Genomic DNA, 15,571 nt, shown 5'->3' on the forward strand with positions numbered 1-15,571 from the left:
AGTCGTTATAATACTCTAATCTTTTCTTTCTGTCATTATAGCCATACATAGATCAAGTCCTAATTTATGTGTAAAATCATCCCCAGTTAAAATTGAAGCAATTAACATATTTTAACAATTTTGCTGTCCGTGATATGAGTTTGTCGTTCACGCCAATCCCAATAATCGGTCATATCCAAGTACTTTTTGCCGCTTGCCCATTTGTCATCGATTTCCATGAGTAAAGCGCCAATCAAACGTAAAGCAGAAGCCCGGTTCGGGAAAATCCGAATGACCCTTTCGCGACGTCGAACTTCTTCATTGAGACGTTCAACCCCATTAGTCGTACGCAAGCGTTTACGATACTTTTCCGGCAAGGCTAAAACGGCTATGGCATCGTCAAAGCCGGCTTCTAGTATAGCCATTGCCTTTGGCGCTTTTGTTTCATAAGCGGCAAGCGTTTCGTTAAGAAGCATTACTGCAGTTTCTCTATCCGGCGCAGCCAAAATGGCTCTTACCCGAGCAAGAATTTCCGGCTGCAAGGACTTCGGCGTCGCATCCAAGATGTTGCGTATAAAATGCGTTTGGCAACGCTGCCAGGTGACTCCTTGGAAGTATTGGCGGATAGCACGGATTAGCCCACCGTGATGGTCCGATATAATCAGATCAACGCCACACAAGCCCCGCCGCTTCAGCCAGCTGAAAAATTCACTCCAACTGGCTTCCGACTCGCTGTCGCCCAGCATAATCCCCAGGACTTCCCGATAGCCCTCAGCATTTATGCCAACGGCAATCATTACGCCACGTGAACGCACACGTTCTTCTTCACGGACTTTAATGACCATGGCATCTACCATGACAAACGGGTATTTTTGATCCTTTAATGGACGTTCATTCCAAGCGTGCACAATTGGATCTAGGCGCTTACAAAGGTCTGATACGGTCGACTTGGAAAACTCGCTGCCACAAAGTTCTTCTGTGATTTGCGCCACCTTACGGGTCGACACACCGTTTACGACCATTTCCATCAAAGTCAGCACTAATGCTTGCTCACTACGTTGATAGCGGGCAAACATCTCGGTTGAGAACTTACCGTCACGAAACCGTGGTACTTTTAGGGTGATCGTGCCAACACGGGTGGTAAGTCGATGAGGGTACACTCCATTACGATAACCTTGACGCTCGTCTGTACGCTCGTAGCGCTCAGCACGCAATTGTTCTGTGGCTTGTGCTTGTAAAATCTGGTTCAATACCTCCTCCAAAAAAGACGCCATTGCCGCATCTTTTGCATTGCTTAAAAAAAGTTGATGCAAAATTTTCGAATCAATGTTAATCTGGTATTGAGCCATTTCAAAATCACCTCTCGTTGAATGTTGTTGCCGCTTCATTCTAACTGAGGATTTTGAATTGGCTCTTCTTTTGTTAATTCCTTTTTACACAATTATACGGACTCTACTCATACATAAGCCAATGTAGGTGAAAAATATTTACAAAATATAATTTTAGTCTCGGCTTGCAATTGATTAGCTGATGATGAACAGGATGGTTGGGATCGTAATAAATGTTATCATCATTTAAAAACAGCCTAACTTGCCAATCAGAGTAGTGGGGCTTCTTAATAAAAGCTAATGGCTCCAAACTGACCAGATTATACCTTGGTATTAATATGGCTTTATAACGTTTACTTATAAATTTAAACAAATATGGCAGGTTTTCTCCCATCACCTCGTCGGCATCCATTGTATAGATCCAATCCCCAGTACAGCATTTAATTGCAAAATTTCTTTGTTCGGCAAAGTTCTTAAACTCATTAAAATAGATTTTGTCAGTATACCTTGCTGCTATTTCTAGCGTCCGGTCTGTTGACCCGCTGTCGACTATTATTATTTCGTCTAAATATTTACTAACGCTCTCCAATGCCCACCCGAGCGAGCGCTCGTTATTTTTCGTAATGATATAGCCCGATATTTTCATTTAATATACCCCCACTCGAAAGAGAGTAATGCCACCAATGTTTTCATGCATTATCACAATGTTCAAGCTTGCTCCGCCCTTCCCCTTCAGAGTTAGCCCGGGACTCAAGCAAATTGGCAGCGCTCTGCAACACATCTTCAACCCGAATACGCGTCAAACATTCTTTGGTCTGGCATTCATTTTCCGAAACGGCGCATGGAGAACACGGTAGGCTCGCATAATGAATTGCACTCTTATTATTTAGGGGTCGCCAGCGGTTAGGTGAAGTGCAACCAAAAATGGCAACAAGCGGAATACCTATTGCAGATGCAATATGCATTGCTCCTGTATCTACAGTGATGAACAAGTCTGCCTTCGTCAGCAGGGCTGCAAGATCAAGCAGTGTTGTCCTGCCGCAAAAATTGGCAACGAACGTCTTAGTCCGATTAATTATTTCATCGGCATATTCCCTGTCTTCATGAGCACCAATGATAAAAAAAGCAGCATCATAACGGGCAGCAAGTTCGTCGACAAGCTGTGCAAAATAATCCTGAGGCCAGTTTTTGAGCTTAAACGTGCCCTTTACACACAGAGCAATACGGTATTTTTTCCGTGGAAGCAAATTTATAAGACTATCAGCATTATTTATGTTTTTATCCGTATAACGTCCCATTACTGGACGTGCCAAGCCTTCAACCCCAAAAAAACCACGAACAATAGCCTGATAATTCTCAGACTGATGTGTATTAATTATATCGTGCGGAATATGTACAGTGTGAGTAAACAGTCTGGTAACATAGCTAGGTTTATCATCAAAAATCCTGTCTGGACCAACTCTAATAGGTATGCCGGCCAATAGCGCGATAAGGGCTGGACGCAATTTTCTGTCAAATGAAACGGACAGGTCAAATTTGCGTTGCCGAATATTTCGAATAAAATTTAGCATATCCCAAAACGTGTTATACTTTGATGTATAATCATAAACAATTATATCATCAATAACCGGATTATTGCGCACAATATCGGCAGCCGCGGGCCGGACCATCATGGTTACTTTGGCTTGGGGATAGGCCTGCCTGAGCAAAGCCACTGCACTTGTAGACAATAACACATCCCCAATGTTTACTAAAGAATGGACTAAAATATTATTAAATTTTTGCAAGCACGCCACCCGCCTTTAATAAATTGCGGACAAAGACCTCCGGTGCAAAAACTTCATTAGCCCGACAAAATTCGTGTTGATAAAATTCTGCTTTATCATAATAAGTGTTTACAAATTTTTCCAATTCCATCTTCAAACTGTCGGCGTTACCAGCAGCAAAAGAACAACCAATATTATAATTTTCTAATATTTCCGGATTGATGCAGTCGGCAGCAATAAACGGTTTATAATAGCCTATAGCCGTAAACAACATGCCAGACCAATGATAGCGGTAGCGCTCAGCAGTGTAGGGCATTACAATTGCGTCTACGCCGGCAACTGCTTGTTGCCATTCGGCACCAACAAGACCGCGGGAACAAAATTCAATTTGCTCATAGGATCTGTATTTTTCCATAATACGGTTAAATTCTACCGCGTCTTCCGGCTTAAAAGCCGCCCCCTGGACAAGAAGACGGACGGGAAATTTAAACTTAGCGCTAACAAATGCGTTTAAAAAAAATTCAAGGTTTTTTTCTTTACGGTACTGCCCAAAAAAACCTATCTTTAATGGCCTGCCCTGCGCTACACAGGGCTGCCAGCGAATATCGCGAGGCGTATAAGCTGGGGGGTGGATGCACGATACATTCGGCAAACTATGCTCAAACAAGTTTTTCCCAAGGGTAAGTACTATGATTTTTATATTAGGATATCTAACCATTTTTTCTGCATAACGAAAAAACATGGGCGCTTCACCAGGGTTTACGCCGTGGACGACAAAAATCACCGGCACAAGGCTTTGTTTTAACCTAGTCAGATTTAAACTGCGCAGATAACGATAAGTAGCCGTAGGAATAATGATAGCATCAAATTCACCGGCGAGCGCCAGACGGTGTAAAGTGTTAAACCAACGGCAACGGTTGATTTCCCTTTTAGCTGTAAGCCATAACTTAGCAAACTTAGAAACACCGGCATAAGAAATACCTTCACCGGGTAAATGCTTTACCGGTATTTTATAATCATATAAAGGGGCAGCGTTCGCTGGTAAATACAAAGTCACCGAATGTCCCAAACTCTTAAGCTCTTCAATAATAATGCGGTCAAACTCCAGTTCATGACCGCCTGGAGTAATTATCTGTTCAAACAGAGCAATATTCAATTTTTTACGCCCCCCGCTGCCGCCAATATAATTTAGTATATTTGGCCATAGTGTATGTGTAATGAAACGCTGCAAGTACAAATCCAGCCTTGCCGTCCCGCCAGCCACTCCGCAATACATACATTTTGAAAAACGCGAATATGGGGCGCAATATTATATCTCGAATGAAAGAAACTTTAACTCCCTTTTGAGCATTTTTTTCTGCCGCCAGAGTGGTATAAAGATTTAGCTTGTTAAAATAGTGTTCCCAGCTGGGATAAGTATAGTGGACAATGTCATTTTTCAAGGTCCTCACTGATAAATCGTGTACCATCCGGGGGTGAACAACGCCTTCTACCCTGACGTGTCCGCGCGGAAACAGCCGCAAAACATAATCAGGATACCACCCGCCATGACGAATTGGCTGTCCCATTAGGTGATTTAACCGGGGAACTTGATAAGCATAATGGCGGCCGTCAGTAACTGCGTCTTTTATTTCTTTGGCTAATCCCGGCGTTATCCGTTCATCAGCGTCTAAAAAAAATACCCAGTCAGCGGTCGCCTTTTCCAGTGCATAGTTCTGTTGTGCTCCCCAGTCGCCGTTTAAAGCGTGCTTATATACTTTCGCCCCCAATTTTTCAGCGATCAGCGCCGTATTGTCCGTACTAAAATCATCAATAACAATCACTTCGTCAGCAAAGTCTGCACTCGTTATGCAATCGCCAATATTTTTCTCTTCATTTTTGGCAAGTATTAGGACAGCCAATGTCATGCTTTCAACCTGCCTTTTTTACAGAAAATTGATTTAAAACATGTTATCATTTAATAATTACGCCAGTTACTATTTTATGCACTTTTTCTACATCAATCGTTTCCATGCACCGCCCCTTTTCCCCGCACTTCCGTTTCCAGCACCCGACGCAGTCAACCGGCGCCGTCAGTACCTTATGTCCTTCCCCATACGGCCCGTTCCGCCTCGGGTCGGTCGGGCCAAACAGCGCGACTACCGGTGTGCCAACGGCTACCGCCAGATGCATGGGGCCGGTGTCGCCGCCGACGAAGGCGCTAGCGCGTTTTGTGATAAAGGCGAGCTCTTTCAGCGTCGTCCGGCCGGTGAGGTCAACTGGCGGTATAACAGCGCCGGCTACAATTTCGTCCGCCAGCCGCCGGTCGCCGGGGCCGCCGATGATGACCGGGATGATGCCGACGTCATACAGCAGGTCGGCCAGTTTGGCAAAATGCGCGGTGGGCCAGCACTTGGTCGGCCAGTTGGTCCCGGGGGCCAGCACGACATACCGCTGGGCGATGTCCAGCCCGGCCTGCCGGGCGATAGCTTCCGCCTGGCCTTGTTCCTCCGAGGTTATATGAATAGGGAAAACCACTTCGTCGACGCTGCACCCCAAGGCCCGCACAACGTCCAGGTACCTTTCGACCACATGGCCGTCCTTGTGCGCGCCGCACACCGGCTTGCTCACCAGCTGGCTGAGTTCGCGCATATTGCAGTAGCCCAGCCGGTTGGGCGCGCCGCTTAAATAAGCGACGGCGGCGCTTTTGGCGAGACCCTGGAGGTCAAGGGCCAGGTCAAACCGGCGGGATTTGAGCAGCCGGGAAAACTCGGGCGCATGGTTTATAATGCCGGACAACGATTTAAACTTGGTTTTGTCAAGAAGGATGATCTCATCAATATCAGGATTGTTCGTTAAAAGATCATAGGCCGCCCGTTCCACCACCCAGGTGATGCGGCAGTCCGGCCAGTTTTGTTTTAAGGCATGCGCAACCGGCAGGGCGTGGATCACGTCGCCGATGGCGCTCATTTTTATAATTAGAATATTTTTATACATTAGAAGCATCCTTTGTCGGTATGAAGTATGAGGTATGAAGTATGAAGTTATTGTTATTTGCGAATACGTGGATTCTTTTCGAGAGAGCGGGCAAAAGCAACGATTTGAGCACGAATGGCAGCGCATTGATTTACTAGTGGCAAAGTATCTATATTATAACATATTTTGGCAATCTCTAATTGAGTTTCCAGTTCACACAGGCTACCATTAGCAATATCAAGAAAGCGGGAAAATTCCTTTTCCCCACGACGGCCCCAGCCTTCAGCAATATTCGACGACACTGATATAGCGCTTCGCCGCATTTGATTCCCTAAACCATACAATTCATGCTGAGGTAAGCTCGCTGCAATTTTCATTACTTCTGCCGCTAGCATTATTGCTTGTTGCCAAACACGCAAATCTCTAAATCCCCGCGCCTTATCTTCGTACCTCATTTCCTATTCCTCATACCTCATACTTCATACTTCATACTTTTTATTTTTTCCACCACATTCGTCGTCGATTTTCCCGGCACCTCCGGTATCAGCACGGTTTTGCCGCCGTAAGCGGCGACTACTTTGGCCTCCGGCAGGTCTTCCACCCGATAGTCGCCGCCCTTGACATAGATGTCGGGGCGCAGTTCGGCCACCAGGGTTTCGGCGGTACGCTCAGGGAAAATGACGACATAGTCAACCGCGGCCAAAGCGGCCAGCACTTCGGCCCGGTCGCACTCAGCGTTGACTGGGCGGGTGGGGCCTTTGAGTCCGCGCACCGAATCATCGCTGTTAAGACCGACAATGAGGCAGTCGCCTAGCGCCCGCGCGGCGGCCAAATACCGCACATGCCCTACATGCAGGACGTCAAAACAGCCGTTGGTAAACACAACCGTTTTACCAGCGGCTTTTAATTTCTCTACTATTTCAGTTAATTGCTCTCTAGTGACGATTTTCATAGAAACTCGCAACCGCCTCTCGCAGTTCCTCCGGCGTGGTTGTGGCTGTTCCCGGTTTGCGCACGACAATCCCGGCGGCAAAGTTGGCCAGCCGGGCTGCATCAAGATATGACGCGCCGGCTGCCAGCGCCAGCGTCATGGCGGCCACCACCGTGTCCCCGGCGCCGGTTACGTCGTATACTTCGCTTTTGTTGGTCACCGGAATATTCGTGATTTGACCTTGCGCGTCAAACAAGGTCATGCCGTCCGGGCCGCGGGTAATCAGGACGGCTTGGGCGGCTAAATGGTCGCGGATCTTCTCGCCGGCAGCAATAAGGGTATGATCATCCAGCGCTTTCAGTCCAACCGCCGCCGCCGCTTCGGTTTCATTTTGCTTGACGACAGTCACACCGGTAAAGGCCAGGATATTGTAGCGCGAATCGACGATGCAGGGGATATTGGCCCGGCGGCAACCCGCTACTACCTGGGCAATTACCGCCGCTGTGACCGTCCCGCTGCCATAGTCGCTCATGACCACGGCATCCATGGCTGGAAGGTGTTTATCTATATAGTCCAGCACCGCTGCTTCGATAGCAGAATTCAGCGGCGTTTTGGCCTCCCGGTCGATGCGGACGACCTGCTGGCGGACGGTTGCCTGGCCGCCGGCCATTACCCGCGTTTTGGTAATGGTTGGCCGGCTCGCGTCAACGATAAGACCGTCGGTGACAACGCCTTTTTCGCTTAAGATGCGGGCCAGTTCGCTGCCGGCACTGTCATTACCGACGACGCCAACGGCATAGACGCGCCCGCCCAGCGTGGCCGCGTTATGCACCGCATTGGCCGCCCCGCCGGGGACGACCGTTTCCCCGGCATGTTCCAGAATAAGTACCGGCGCCTCCCGTGAAATGCGGGCAATTTTCCCTTCAAGGTAGACATCGGCAACCATATCGCCGATGATCATGATTTTGCGGTCTTGCAAAGCGTCAATAATGCTGAGGAGGGAATCAGGCACAAAAATTCTCCTTTAAGCAATATTAATTCCTACCACTTAACTGTATTGATATCAAATACTATTTGCTGGCGCTTAATCCGGTAGGTAATTGCCGCTTCCCAGCAGTGCAAGTTCCTATGCCAGGTAATGTCCTGGTCATATACGCGGTTATTATTCAGGTCATAACTCTGGTTGAAACTAATGGCGTTCAAACGGTCCATCCGGTACGAAAAACCGGTATCCAACTCTTTGGCCAGGTCGGTACGCTCGTAGTCGAACAGGGTCGCATTGTTGCGGGTATAGTGGTACCCTACCCACAAGCTCAGCCGCGGCGACCAGGTCTTGGCCAGGGTAGCGTCAAATTTGTAAATATTTTGGGTCGACCCGTCATAGCTTTCATGGACCTGTTCAATGCCAGTACCTAGGTACAGATTCAGCGAAGGATCCAGTTTAATCGGATCGCGGCTAAAATACAAGTTGTAATCCTGATGCCAGCTGCTCTTATAGTCGTCGGTCCATTTGCCATACAGCGCATAAAAAGAATAGCTAACCGGCAGCGAGCCCAGCCGGCGAGATCCCAGATCCAGCTTAAACTCCGGTTCTTTCTTTATCCAGTTGCCATCGCTGTCACGGTAGTCGCCATCCACCACGGTAAAAGTATAGCTTTTCTCCCGGTCAATAAGGCCAAAAGCTGGCTTAAAGCCAGATTTAGTATAATATGCCAAATCGGCAAAGGCGGCAACGTTTTCTGTCACTGGCGTTTCCAAATATTGCTTTATATAAAAGCCGTCCTCACTGTAGTAGCCGACCCGGGGAAATTCCGACTGACTGTCTTTTTTCCGCAGTGATTTTTGATACTTAGGCAGACTGAAAATGACCTTGTCTTTAATCCAAAACTTGGCATTATAGGCAATCATTTTTTCGCCGGGCCAGATTTCTACCTTATCAGCACTGATATGGTAGTCGGGAACCTGGGCTGGACATTTGGTCATGGTCCCGTCATGCAAAATCATTTCGTTCGGCAATATTTGAATATTTTGAGCAGACACCCGCTCGTTGCCGATTGTCCCAGCGGCGTTTTGGATCGTGCCGTTTTTCTGTTGGTAATTATAGCGGATTTTTTGACCGGTCAGTTTAGCTTCCGGCTGCACCAGCGTCGCCTTACCGTCGACCCAGACCTCGCCTTGTTTGGTATTGCCTTGGACCAAGGCGGCAAACAGCTTGTCCTGGTCCTGCGTTACCTGGACATTGCCTTGGGCGAACAGGTCGCCGGTGAGGTCGCTAAAATATAGTTTATCGGCTTCGATGACGATCGGCGCTTTCGTTTGGGTTTGCGCCGCGGCTTTTTTGTCTGCAGCCTTAGTCGCGGCCGCCCCAGTGCCATTGCCTGCGCCGAACGCCAGCAATAGCGCCAATATCCCTAAGAGGAGTCTATTTTTATTATTCATAACATACTCCTTACGGTAGTGCTCAATGTTAACACACGGGATTGAACCACAGAGATGATTATGCTAATAAATTGTCATCACAAAGCATGAAAACATTGAAGTTTAACCACAGAGGACACAGAGCGCGTGATATCTATCACGCGAAGAATATAATAATTTAAATTTCTCCGCGTCCTCTGTGGTTCCCTATATTTTCCAACTTGAAGTCACTGATTTTTCAGGGTAGCGCACGGAGAGTGCGATATACATCGCACTTTGGATTTTCAATTAAATTTTAAAAATTTTCTCTGTGTCCTCAGTGGTTCCAATACTCACCGTATGAATTTACCGGTTTTTAGGGTAGGACGCGGAGAAAGATACAATTTTTTAGTTTTAGCGCGATGAATATCGCGCCTCTGCGTTCTCCGCGGTTTATTATCAATATTCTTATCTATTCTCCAAAATCCCGCCCTTTCCTGCCCCGGCAAGGCCGGTAATATGTAGAAAACAGCCGCCAATTGACGGCTGTAAGTAGTTTGTGTCGCTTATTTTACTTTTATTCCATAAATATCCATTTCGTTTTTTGTCTGGATGTATAGTTCACTGCCAGCCGGAATGGTTACTTCTTTGCCTTGGACAAACGCGCCACCAACGACGCCGACCGGCCCGAGGATAGCCAGCCCGGCTACGGTGGCACCGGCCGCCTTGGCCAGCGACTTGGTTTCTTCTTTGGCCTTGTCGCCCAGAACCGTATCGACATTGGTACTATCCACCGCCTGGATGGTATCGAAGGACACTTCCAGCTTGGCGTCGCGGCCGAAGTTTTTCGCCGGCTCGACTTTGGTCACTTTGCCTGTCCCCTGCGCGCCGCGGGCAATCACCAGCATGCCGTCGGCATATACGTCTTCGGCGGCGGTGAAGGTGACAACGTCCCCAGGACGGCTTTTGCGGGTGTCAAGCGGGGTGGTAATTTTGATTTTGACCAGGGTGTCTTTCGGGACGGTGACCTGGGTGACGGTCGGGTGACTATCGCCATAGGCCAGCCGCGACAGGCGCTTGAGCCGTTCGTCCAAGGTGCCGGTTTGGGCGTTGCCAAGCATTAGTCGTTCGACGCTTTCGATACGCGCCTTGCCGGCATCGGCCGAAACATTGTGAGTAAGCATCCATTCTACCGCGTTCAGGCTGGTGACAAACGACGGCGCGGTAGCCGAGGTGACGCAAGTATAGTCATACAGTTTGTCTAGTCGGGCGATCAGCGCTTCTTTTTGTTCTTGCCCGAAAATATCCTTTTCCATACGGGTGATTCGCTCGACCAGCGCACCCGTCTGCTCGGCGCCATAGATAATTTTTTCGACCGCCGCCATTTTCGCCAATATGGTCGTATCGGCCGCCATTTCCTGGGCCGTCGCAACCGGCATAATCACGGTAAGCATCGCTAACAAGCATATAAGCAGTTTGCGCACAGATTTACCTCCCACCGTTTTTGTCGTTCTATGTTTGGCAACTTATTTCGTTGCCAAGCCGCCAATATCCTGCTGCCAATTGGCGTTTATTGACATTTGGGCGGCGGTAAAATATGATGGAGGTAGAATTACGGTTTTTGATGGTGGTGGACTTTGATGACGCACTATCAGGCACTAGGCCCGATAACAGATTATCTTGTTAAAAACTATTCGCCCGAAAAAATAATTGTTTTTGGTTCATGTGCCCGCCGCGCTGTCCGGCCGCATAGCGACATCGACCTTTGCCTGGTCTTGCCGGCAGCCGACAAGCGCCAGCTCCGGGCGGAAATTGGGCGCGGCCTGATGGAACTTATCGACTACGATGTCGACCTGATTATCATGACACCCGAGGAATGGGAGCGCGATGCCTACCGGTCCGGTACGTTCGCCGGGCTGATCCGCGAAAAAGGAGTTGTCTTATATGGTTGATACCAAAGATTATCTGCAATGGCTGGCCAAAGCCGAAAATGATCTTAAAGCCGCCAAACTTATTTTAGCCGGTGAGCAGCTGTATGATATTAGTGCCTTTCATTGCCAGCAATGCGTGGAAAAAGCACTTAAAGCATATGTGCTGTATCATGAAGGTATTATTATGGAAACACATAGTCTGCCTCGCCTCAATCAGCGATGCGCCAAGCATGATCACACCTTCCTAAGTTTCGCAGATTCATTACATATTTTAAATTCATTCTACATTGAGACGCGTTATCCGGCAGTAGACGAACTTATCGTTACCCGTGCAAACGCCGAAAGTGCCGTTGACGTGGCTAATCGTGTATTGGAATATGTGAAGAACAGCTTGAATGCGTAAAAATTTAAGGACACCTGGCGGTGTCCTTAAATTTTTACATCAATTACGGCCGATACGCCCACGCCCTGGACGCGGGAGAAGTTGGTCGGGTTTTTGCTGTCGATGGGAATGAGAGCCTTGACGCGGAACTGGTTGCCGTTGAAGTTGCCCTCGATCTGGATGACAGCCTCAGTTTGGTCGACCAGCTCCTGCGGGCCGGTTACCTGGGCCGCGCCGATGTGGCCGCCGCTGCCAAAGGAGATGATAGGCACGACTTTGGTAGCGTAGTCGGTGCCGGCGCCGTGCTTGGCCATGAGGGTATTGATAAAGTTGTTGAGCGGCGTGGCAAATTTGTCGACCAGAAGGCCGATGCCGCCGACTTTGAGGATGTCGCCAAGACCGAAGGCCTGGACGGCGGGAGCGGCCGTCAGCACCAGGCAGACGGCAAGAAGACTGGCAACAACGCGTTTTTTCATGATGATCACCTCTATTTTTATATTTTTTAACCGCAAAGACCACGAAGGCCGCAAAGGGTTTATTTCGCAAATTTAAGGCGCAGTACCTCTGCTTCCTGGTTCAATAAGCGCATATTAAGTGCGCCTATTTTCGCTTCAATGGCGGCAAGGTCGTCCCGGGTCGCGACTTCGGCCGATAATTTATCAAGCTGAGCTTGCAGATTAGCTATTTGGCCAGTCAGACATTCAACATTATGACCCAGATTATGAACTTGGGCGCCCAATTCTTGCGTTCGATGCAATAGCGCCTGAATAAAACTGCTGTTTTCTTCTTGACGGCCCTCCATAACTTTCATGCGCTGCTCAAGCCCATCCATGCGCTGTTCCAAACTGTCCATGCGTTGCTCAAGGCCGTCCATGCACTGTTCTAAGTTGTCCATCCGGCACTCAAGACTATCGAGACGTGTTTCAACTCTATCTAGCCTTTGTTCAACTTTGTCTAACCTCTGTTCAATATTATCTAATCTACACTCAATGCCTGTTAGCTTTTCGATAACCAAAGTTTGAAACTTTTCCATATCCACCATTGCCACCCCCCACCATTTTGTTAGCTTTATTTTACCACTGTTATCAATTAACTGGCAATGAAAAATGGCGTAATTGCATTGTACCCACTTATTTGCTATTATTGTATTACAATGTATTGCAAAATAAGGAGGCTTCAGGTTATGGCCGCTCTTAAGACCATCGTTTCCGTCCGCTTCACCCCCAGAGAAAAACGGCTGCTCGAGGCATACGCCAAGCTGCACGGCAAAAAACAGTCCGATGTTCTGCGTGAAGCGGCAATGCGATTAATTGAAGACGACCAGGATTTCCGCCTGCTGGAAGAAGCAAAACGCAAAACCGAGCGGTACTATACGCTGAAGGAAGCGAGGCAGGAACTTGAGCTGGAAAGTGAAACTGTCTGACCAGGTCGTCAAGCAACTCAAAAAAATCGATCCGGTCGCCAGAGAAATGCTTCTTACCTACCTTGAACAGCGCATTGAAGGCTCTGCCGACCCGCGCCGATATGGCGAACCGTTAAAAGGAAATTTGAGTGGTTATTGGCGCTACCGGATTGGCCAGTACCGATTGCTATGCGAAATTGAAGATATTGAAGATAATGAAGTCACAGTGTATGTCATAGCCATAGGTCATCGGCGAGAAATTTATTATAGGTAACTTTTTCCATTGTCAAAAGAACCGTCCCCCTGACACTTTCCTGACGAAAAACTGGCAATAAAAAGCGGAGTGTTGGTATGTTGGTATGTTTAAAATTAAAGAAACTAGGTCACTTCATTTACAATTATTTAATTTTGCTTTAAAATAAAGATGCAAACGTTTTTTAAATTATTTGCAAGGAGGTGCGTTTATGACCGAATTTCGCATCCCTGTTAGCAGCCAAGGGCAAATTACCTTGCCTAAGCCGGTCAGAGAACGTCTTGGCATAAAAAGCGGCAAACCCAGTCGTGTTACCATCCATGTGCGCGGCGACGGAGCCGTCGTCATTGAACCAGAGCCAACGGTGGACAGCTTGTTTGGCATCCTCAAACCAGCGTCTCCGGTCAAGCCGGCTAATATTTACGAAATAAGGGAGGCACTGGTGCATGAACGGATGCGCACCCTCGGCTACGCCTCGAAGGCTGATTGACACAAACATTATGCTGCGCTACCTCGTCGGCGACGGCGGGGAACAAGCAATAAAAGCGCGCGGGCTGTTTCAGGACGCCAGTGACGGCAAAGTCATCCTTGTCATTCCTGAAGTAGTCTTGGTGGAATGTGTCCACGTTCTACGCAGCTACTACCGGGTAGATCGCGCCGATATTGCCAAGGCATTACGCGGAGTAATCCGCTTGCCTGGCGTTGAAACCATGACGCCTGCACCTGTTCTCACCCGAAGCCTTGACTTTTTTGCAAGCGTAAATGTTCCTTGGCCTGACGCACTTATTGCCGCGAACGCCCTGGAACAAATGGCACCAGAAATTTATTCGTTTGACGGACATTTTGACAAGTTTGACGGCGTCAGGAAATTGACGCCGTAGAATATTATGGTAATTTTTTCCATTGTCAAAAGAACCGTCCCTGTGACAATCCCCTTGCGGCAATGTAAAAGCCTCTCCTGAATAACAGGAGAGGCTTTTTTTTTTATGCAATAAGTCTTAGAATTTGTAGGTGACGGTGGTGCGGAAGGATGTGTTGTCTTTATCCTTCTTATCACCGGAAATATAGGTCATGTCTTTGTAGAACAGGCTGAAGGTGGTATCTTTATCCAATGCATGGTCGTAACCGAGGTACAGGCCTTTTTGGTTATTGTCAAAATCGGTCCAGCCGCCCATGTCACCGTTGGCTTCAACTCTGCTATAGAAAGCATAAGCGGAGTTTTTCTTGTCGAAGGCGTAAGTGGCACCAAAGACATAAGCGGTGTCATTTTTGTCCGCATCGGATTTGGCATACTCAGCCAGGTAGGTAGCTTTGCCTACGGTGTAGGCAGTGTTGACCGCCCAGTGGTTAGTATCGTCTTTGGACGCGTCGGCGTAGTTGTACTTACCGACAATCGCCCCGACCGTCAAATCTTTCGCCGGGCTGTAGGAAGCTTGGAGAGCATAGATTTTGTCTTTATTCGCCGATCTGTCATCCCACAGTCTGCCGCCGATAAATTTAATGTCAGTCGAACCGGACTTACCAGTAATAGATACACCTTCAACGGCACCCATACGAATACCCATGTAGCCTTCGGTGCTGAAGAGAGTTGCTACCCCACCAATGGTCGCACCCTGACGACCGACATTGTAGGTCCAACCTTTGTCTTTGTAAACAATGCCGAAGCGGTCAAGCGAAGTGGCGCTGTCTTTATCATAGTTGGGATACTCTTGGTTAAAGTCAGCGCCAACATAGTCGCCAGTTAATTTCTGGTAAGCAAACCGCAGATAAGCATCGGTTTTGTCATCAAGCTGAGCCTTGACATTAAGGCGCAGCCAAAACTTGCCGCCTTCTTTGTCGTCATCAGCAGGAATATCTGAAGTATTCCAACGGTAATGGAGCTTTATATCGCCGTTGGTCTCGACGGCCGGAGCCGCAAAGACGGAAGCGGCGGAAAGAGTGATCATGGCTGCAACAGCCGCCGCGAGTAAACGTTTTTTCATGCTAGTTCCTCCTTAACTTAGTCTGGTCGATAATGGGTTAAAACAGGTTGTTCGGGCAGCATATCATCCGGCAAGTGTCCATGTTTCCTTGCTGGCCTAACGTGCCGCCTGGTCGTCCTCTCCGCTTGTCGGCCTGCTGAGTTTGTCACCAACCTTTCCCGCCGGGTTTAGCGTCGCAGCACGACCTGGTATGGCAGGAATTATTCGGCATAAGTGATGAAATTCCTGCTTTGTAAGCTCATTGATGTAAATATTATTTAAGTAT

Annotated in this window: 20 protein-coding genes; 6 read left to right on the forward strand and 14 right to left on the reverse strand. The window is 48.1% G+C overall.

Going from position 1 to position 15,571, the window contains the following annotated elements; genetic code table 11:
• Positions 1–101: 101 nt before the first annotated feature.
• From TCARDRAFT_RS08655 to TCARDRAFT_RS08705, 11 genes are all read right to left on the reverse strand, one after another.
• Complete coding sequence (locus TCARDRAFT_RS08655; protein WP_007289294.1) at positions 102–1,328, reverse strand: IS256 family transposase; 1,227 nt, start codon at positions 1,326–1,328, stop codon at positions 102–104.
• A 103-nt stretch (positions 1,329–1,431) separates the two neighbouring features.
• The gene (locus TCARDRAFT_RS16405) at positions 1,432–1,953 is read right to left on the reverse strand and encodes a glycosyltransferase family 2 protein (RefSeq protein ID WP_050769614.1); all 522 of its coding nucleotides are present in this window, start codon (positions 1,951–1,953) and stop codon (positions 1,432–1,434) included.
• 43 nt (positions 1,954–1,996) lie between these two features.
• The gene (gene waaF / locus TCARDRAFT_RS08665; protein ID WP_071934023.1) at positions 1,997–3,094 is read right to left on the reverse strand and encodes a lipopolysaccharide heptosyltransferase II; all 1,098 of its coding nucleotides are present in this window, start codon (positions 3,092–3,094) and stop codon (positions 1,997–1,999) included.
• Positions 3,081–4,304 carry a glycosyltransferase gene (locus TCARDRAFT_RS08670; RefSeq protein ID WP_156784669.1) on the reverse strand — a complete coding sequence of 408 codons (1,224 nt, stop codon included), beginning with the start codon at positions 4,302–4,304 and terminating at the stop codon, positions 3,081–3,083. Before TCARDRAFT_RS08670 ends, waaF (TCARDRAFT_RS08665) begins: the two co-directional genes overlap by 14 nt.
• Positions 4,234–4,980, reverse strand: a complete 747-nt coding sequence (locus tag TCARDRAFT_RS08675) for a glycosyltransferase family 2 protein (protein WP_007289625.1) — start codon at positions 4,978–4,980, stop codon at positions 4,234–4,236. The genes TCARDRAFT_RS08670 and TCARDRAFT_RS08675 overlap by 71 nt, the downstream gene beginning before the upstream one ends.
• Positions 4,981–5,026: 46 nt before the next feature.
• Positions 5,027–6,049, reverse strand: a complete 1,023-nt coding sequence (waaF, locus tag TCARDRAFT_RS08680; RefSeq protein ID WP_007289626.1) for a lipopolysaccharide heptosyltransferase II — start codon at positions 6,047–6,049, stop codon at positions 5,027–5,029.
• Positions 6,050–6,102: 53 nt separating this feature from the next.
• A complete protein-coding gene (locus TCARDRAFT_RS08685) occupies positions 6,103–6,483 on the reverse strand; it encodes a four helix bundle protein (protein WP_007289627.1) in 381 nt (126 codons plus the stop codon).
• Between the two features lie 17 nt (positions 6,484–6,500).
• Entirely contained in the window at positions 6,501–6,980 is a 480-nt protein-coding gene (gene rfaE2, locus TCARDRAFT_RS08690; protein WP_040683244.1) for a D-glycero-beta-D-manno-heptose 1-phosphate adenylyltransferase, read from the reverse strand.
• A complete protein-coding gene (locus TCARDRAFT_RS08695; RefSeq protein WP_007289628.1) occupies positions 6,964–7,971 on the reverse strand; it encodes a bifunctional heptose 7-phosphate kinase/heptose 1-phosphate adenyltransferase in 1,008 nt (335 codons plus the stop codon). The genes rfaE2 and TCARDRAFT_RS08695 overlap by 17 nt, the downstream gene beginning before the upstream one ends.
• A gap of 29 nt (positions 7,972–8,000) precedes the next feature.
• The gene (locus tag TCARDRAFT_RS08700; protein ID WP_007289629.1) at positions 8,001–9,398 is read right to left on the reverse strand and encodes an LptA/OstA family protein; all 1,398 of its coding nucleotides are present in this window, start codon (positions 9,396–9,398) and stop codon (positions 8,001–8,003) included.
• 524 nt (positions 9,399–9,922) lie between these two features.
• Complete coding sequence (locus TCARDRAFT_RS08705; RefSeq protein ID WP_007289630.1) at positions 9,923–10,840, reverse strand: hypothetical protein; 918 nt, start codon at positions 10,838–10,840, stop codon at positions 9,923–9,925.
• Positions 10,841–10,996: 156 nt separating this feature from the next.
• Here TCARDRAFT_RS08705 and TCARDRAFT_RS08710 point away from each other — a divergent pair, with 156 nt between their 5' ends.
• Positions 10,997–11,308 carry a nucleotidyltransferase domain-containing protein gene (locus TCARDRAFT_RS08710; RefSeq protein WP_007289631.1) on the forward strand — a complete coding sequence of 104 codons (312 nt, stop codon included), beginning with the start codon at positions 10,997–10,999 and terminating at the stop codon, positions 11,306–11,308.
• Positions 11,301–11,690 (forward strand): HEPN domain-containing protein, encoded by a 390-nt coding sequence (locus TCARDRAFT_RS08715; RefSeq protein ID WP_007289632.1) that lies wholly within the window; start codon positions 11,301–11,303, stop codon positions 11,688–11,690. The genes TCARDRAFT_RS08710 and TCARDRAFT_RS08715 overlap by 8 nt, the downstream gene beginning before the upstream one ends.
• A gap of 26 nt (positions 11,691–11,716) precedes the next feature.
• Here TCARDRAFT_RS08715 and TCARDRAFT_RS08720 read toward each other — a convergent pair whose 3' ends face one another.
• Positions 11,717–12,145: a hypothetical protein gene (locus tag TCARDRAFT_RS08720; protein ID WP_007289633.1), complete on the reverse strand. Its 429-nt coding sequence runs from the start codon at positions 12,143–12,145 to the stop codon at positions 11,717–11,719.
• Positions 12,146–12,204: 59 nt separating this feature from the next.
• Positions 12,205–12,702, reverse strand: a complete 498-nt coding sequence (locus TCARDRAFT_RS14640; RefSeq protein ID WP_156784670.1) for a hypothetical protein — start codon at positions 12,700–12,702, stop codon at positions 12,205–12,207.
• Positions 12,703–12,852: 150 nt separating this feature from the next.
• Between TCARDRAFT_RS14640 and TCARDRAFT_RS08730 the strand changes: the two genes are divergently transcribed.
• The 4 genes from TCARDRAFT_RS08730 to TCARDRAFT_RS08745 all read left to right on the forward strand — a co-directional run bounded on the left by TCARDRAFT_RS08730 (position 12,853) and on the right by TCARDRAFT_RS08745 (position 14,205).
• Positions 12,853–13,092 (forward strand): DUF6290 family protein, encoded by a 240-nt coding sequence (locus TCARDRAFT_RS08730; RefSeq protein ID WP_007289635.1) that lies wholly within the window; start codon positions 12,853–12,855, stop codon positions 13,090–13,092.
• Complete coding sequence (locus TCARDRAFT_RS08735) at positions 13,067–13,345, forward strand: type II toxin-antitoxin system RelE family toxin (protein WP_007289636.1); 279 nt, start codon at positions 13,067–13,069, stop codon at positions 13,343–13,345. Before TCARDRAFT_RS08730 ends, TCARDRAFT_RS08735 begins: the two co-directional genes overlap by 26 nt.
• Before the next feature lie 190 nt (positions 13,346–13,535).
• On the forward strand, positions 13,536–13,814 hold the full coding sequence (locus TCARDRAFT_RS08740; RefSeq protein ID WP_007289637.1) for an AbrB/MazE/SpoVT family DNA-binding domain-containing protein: 279 nt from the start codon (positions 13,536–13,538) through the stop codon (positions 13,812–13,814).
• Positions 13,771–14,205: a PIN domain-containing protein gene (locus TCARDRAFT_RS08745; RefSeq protein ID WP_007289638.1), complete on the forward strand. Its 435-nt coding sequence runs from the start codon at positions 13,771–13,773 to the stop codon at positions 14,203–14,205. The genes TCARDRAFT_RS08740 and TCARDRAFT_RS08745 overlap by 44 nt, the downstream gene beginning before the upstream one ends.
• Before the next feature lie 117 nt (positions 14,206–14,322).
• Here TCARDRAFT_RS08745 and TCARDRAFT_RS08750 read toward each other — a convergent pair whose 3' ends face one another.
• Positions 14,323–15,306 (reverse strand): porin, encoded by a 984-nt coding sequence (locus TCARDRAFT_RS08750; protein ID WP_007289639.1) that lies wholly within the window; start codon positions 15,304–15,306, stop codon positions 14,323–14,325.
• Positions 15,307–15,571 lie beyond the last annotated feature (265 nt).

Origin of the sequence: Thermosinus carboxydivorans Nor1 (assembly GCF_000169155.1) — a bacterium.
In the GTDB taxonomy this organism is placed as follows: Bacteria; Bacillota; Negativicutes; order Sporomusales; family Thermosinaceae; genus Thermosinus; species Thermosinus carboxydivorans.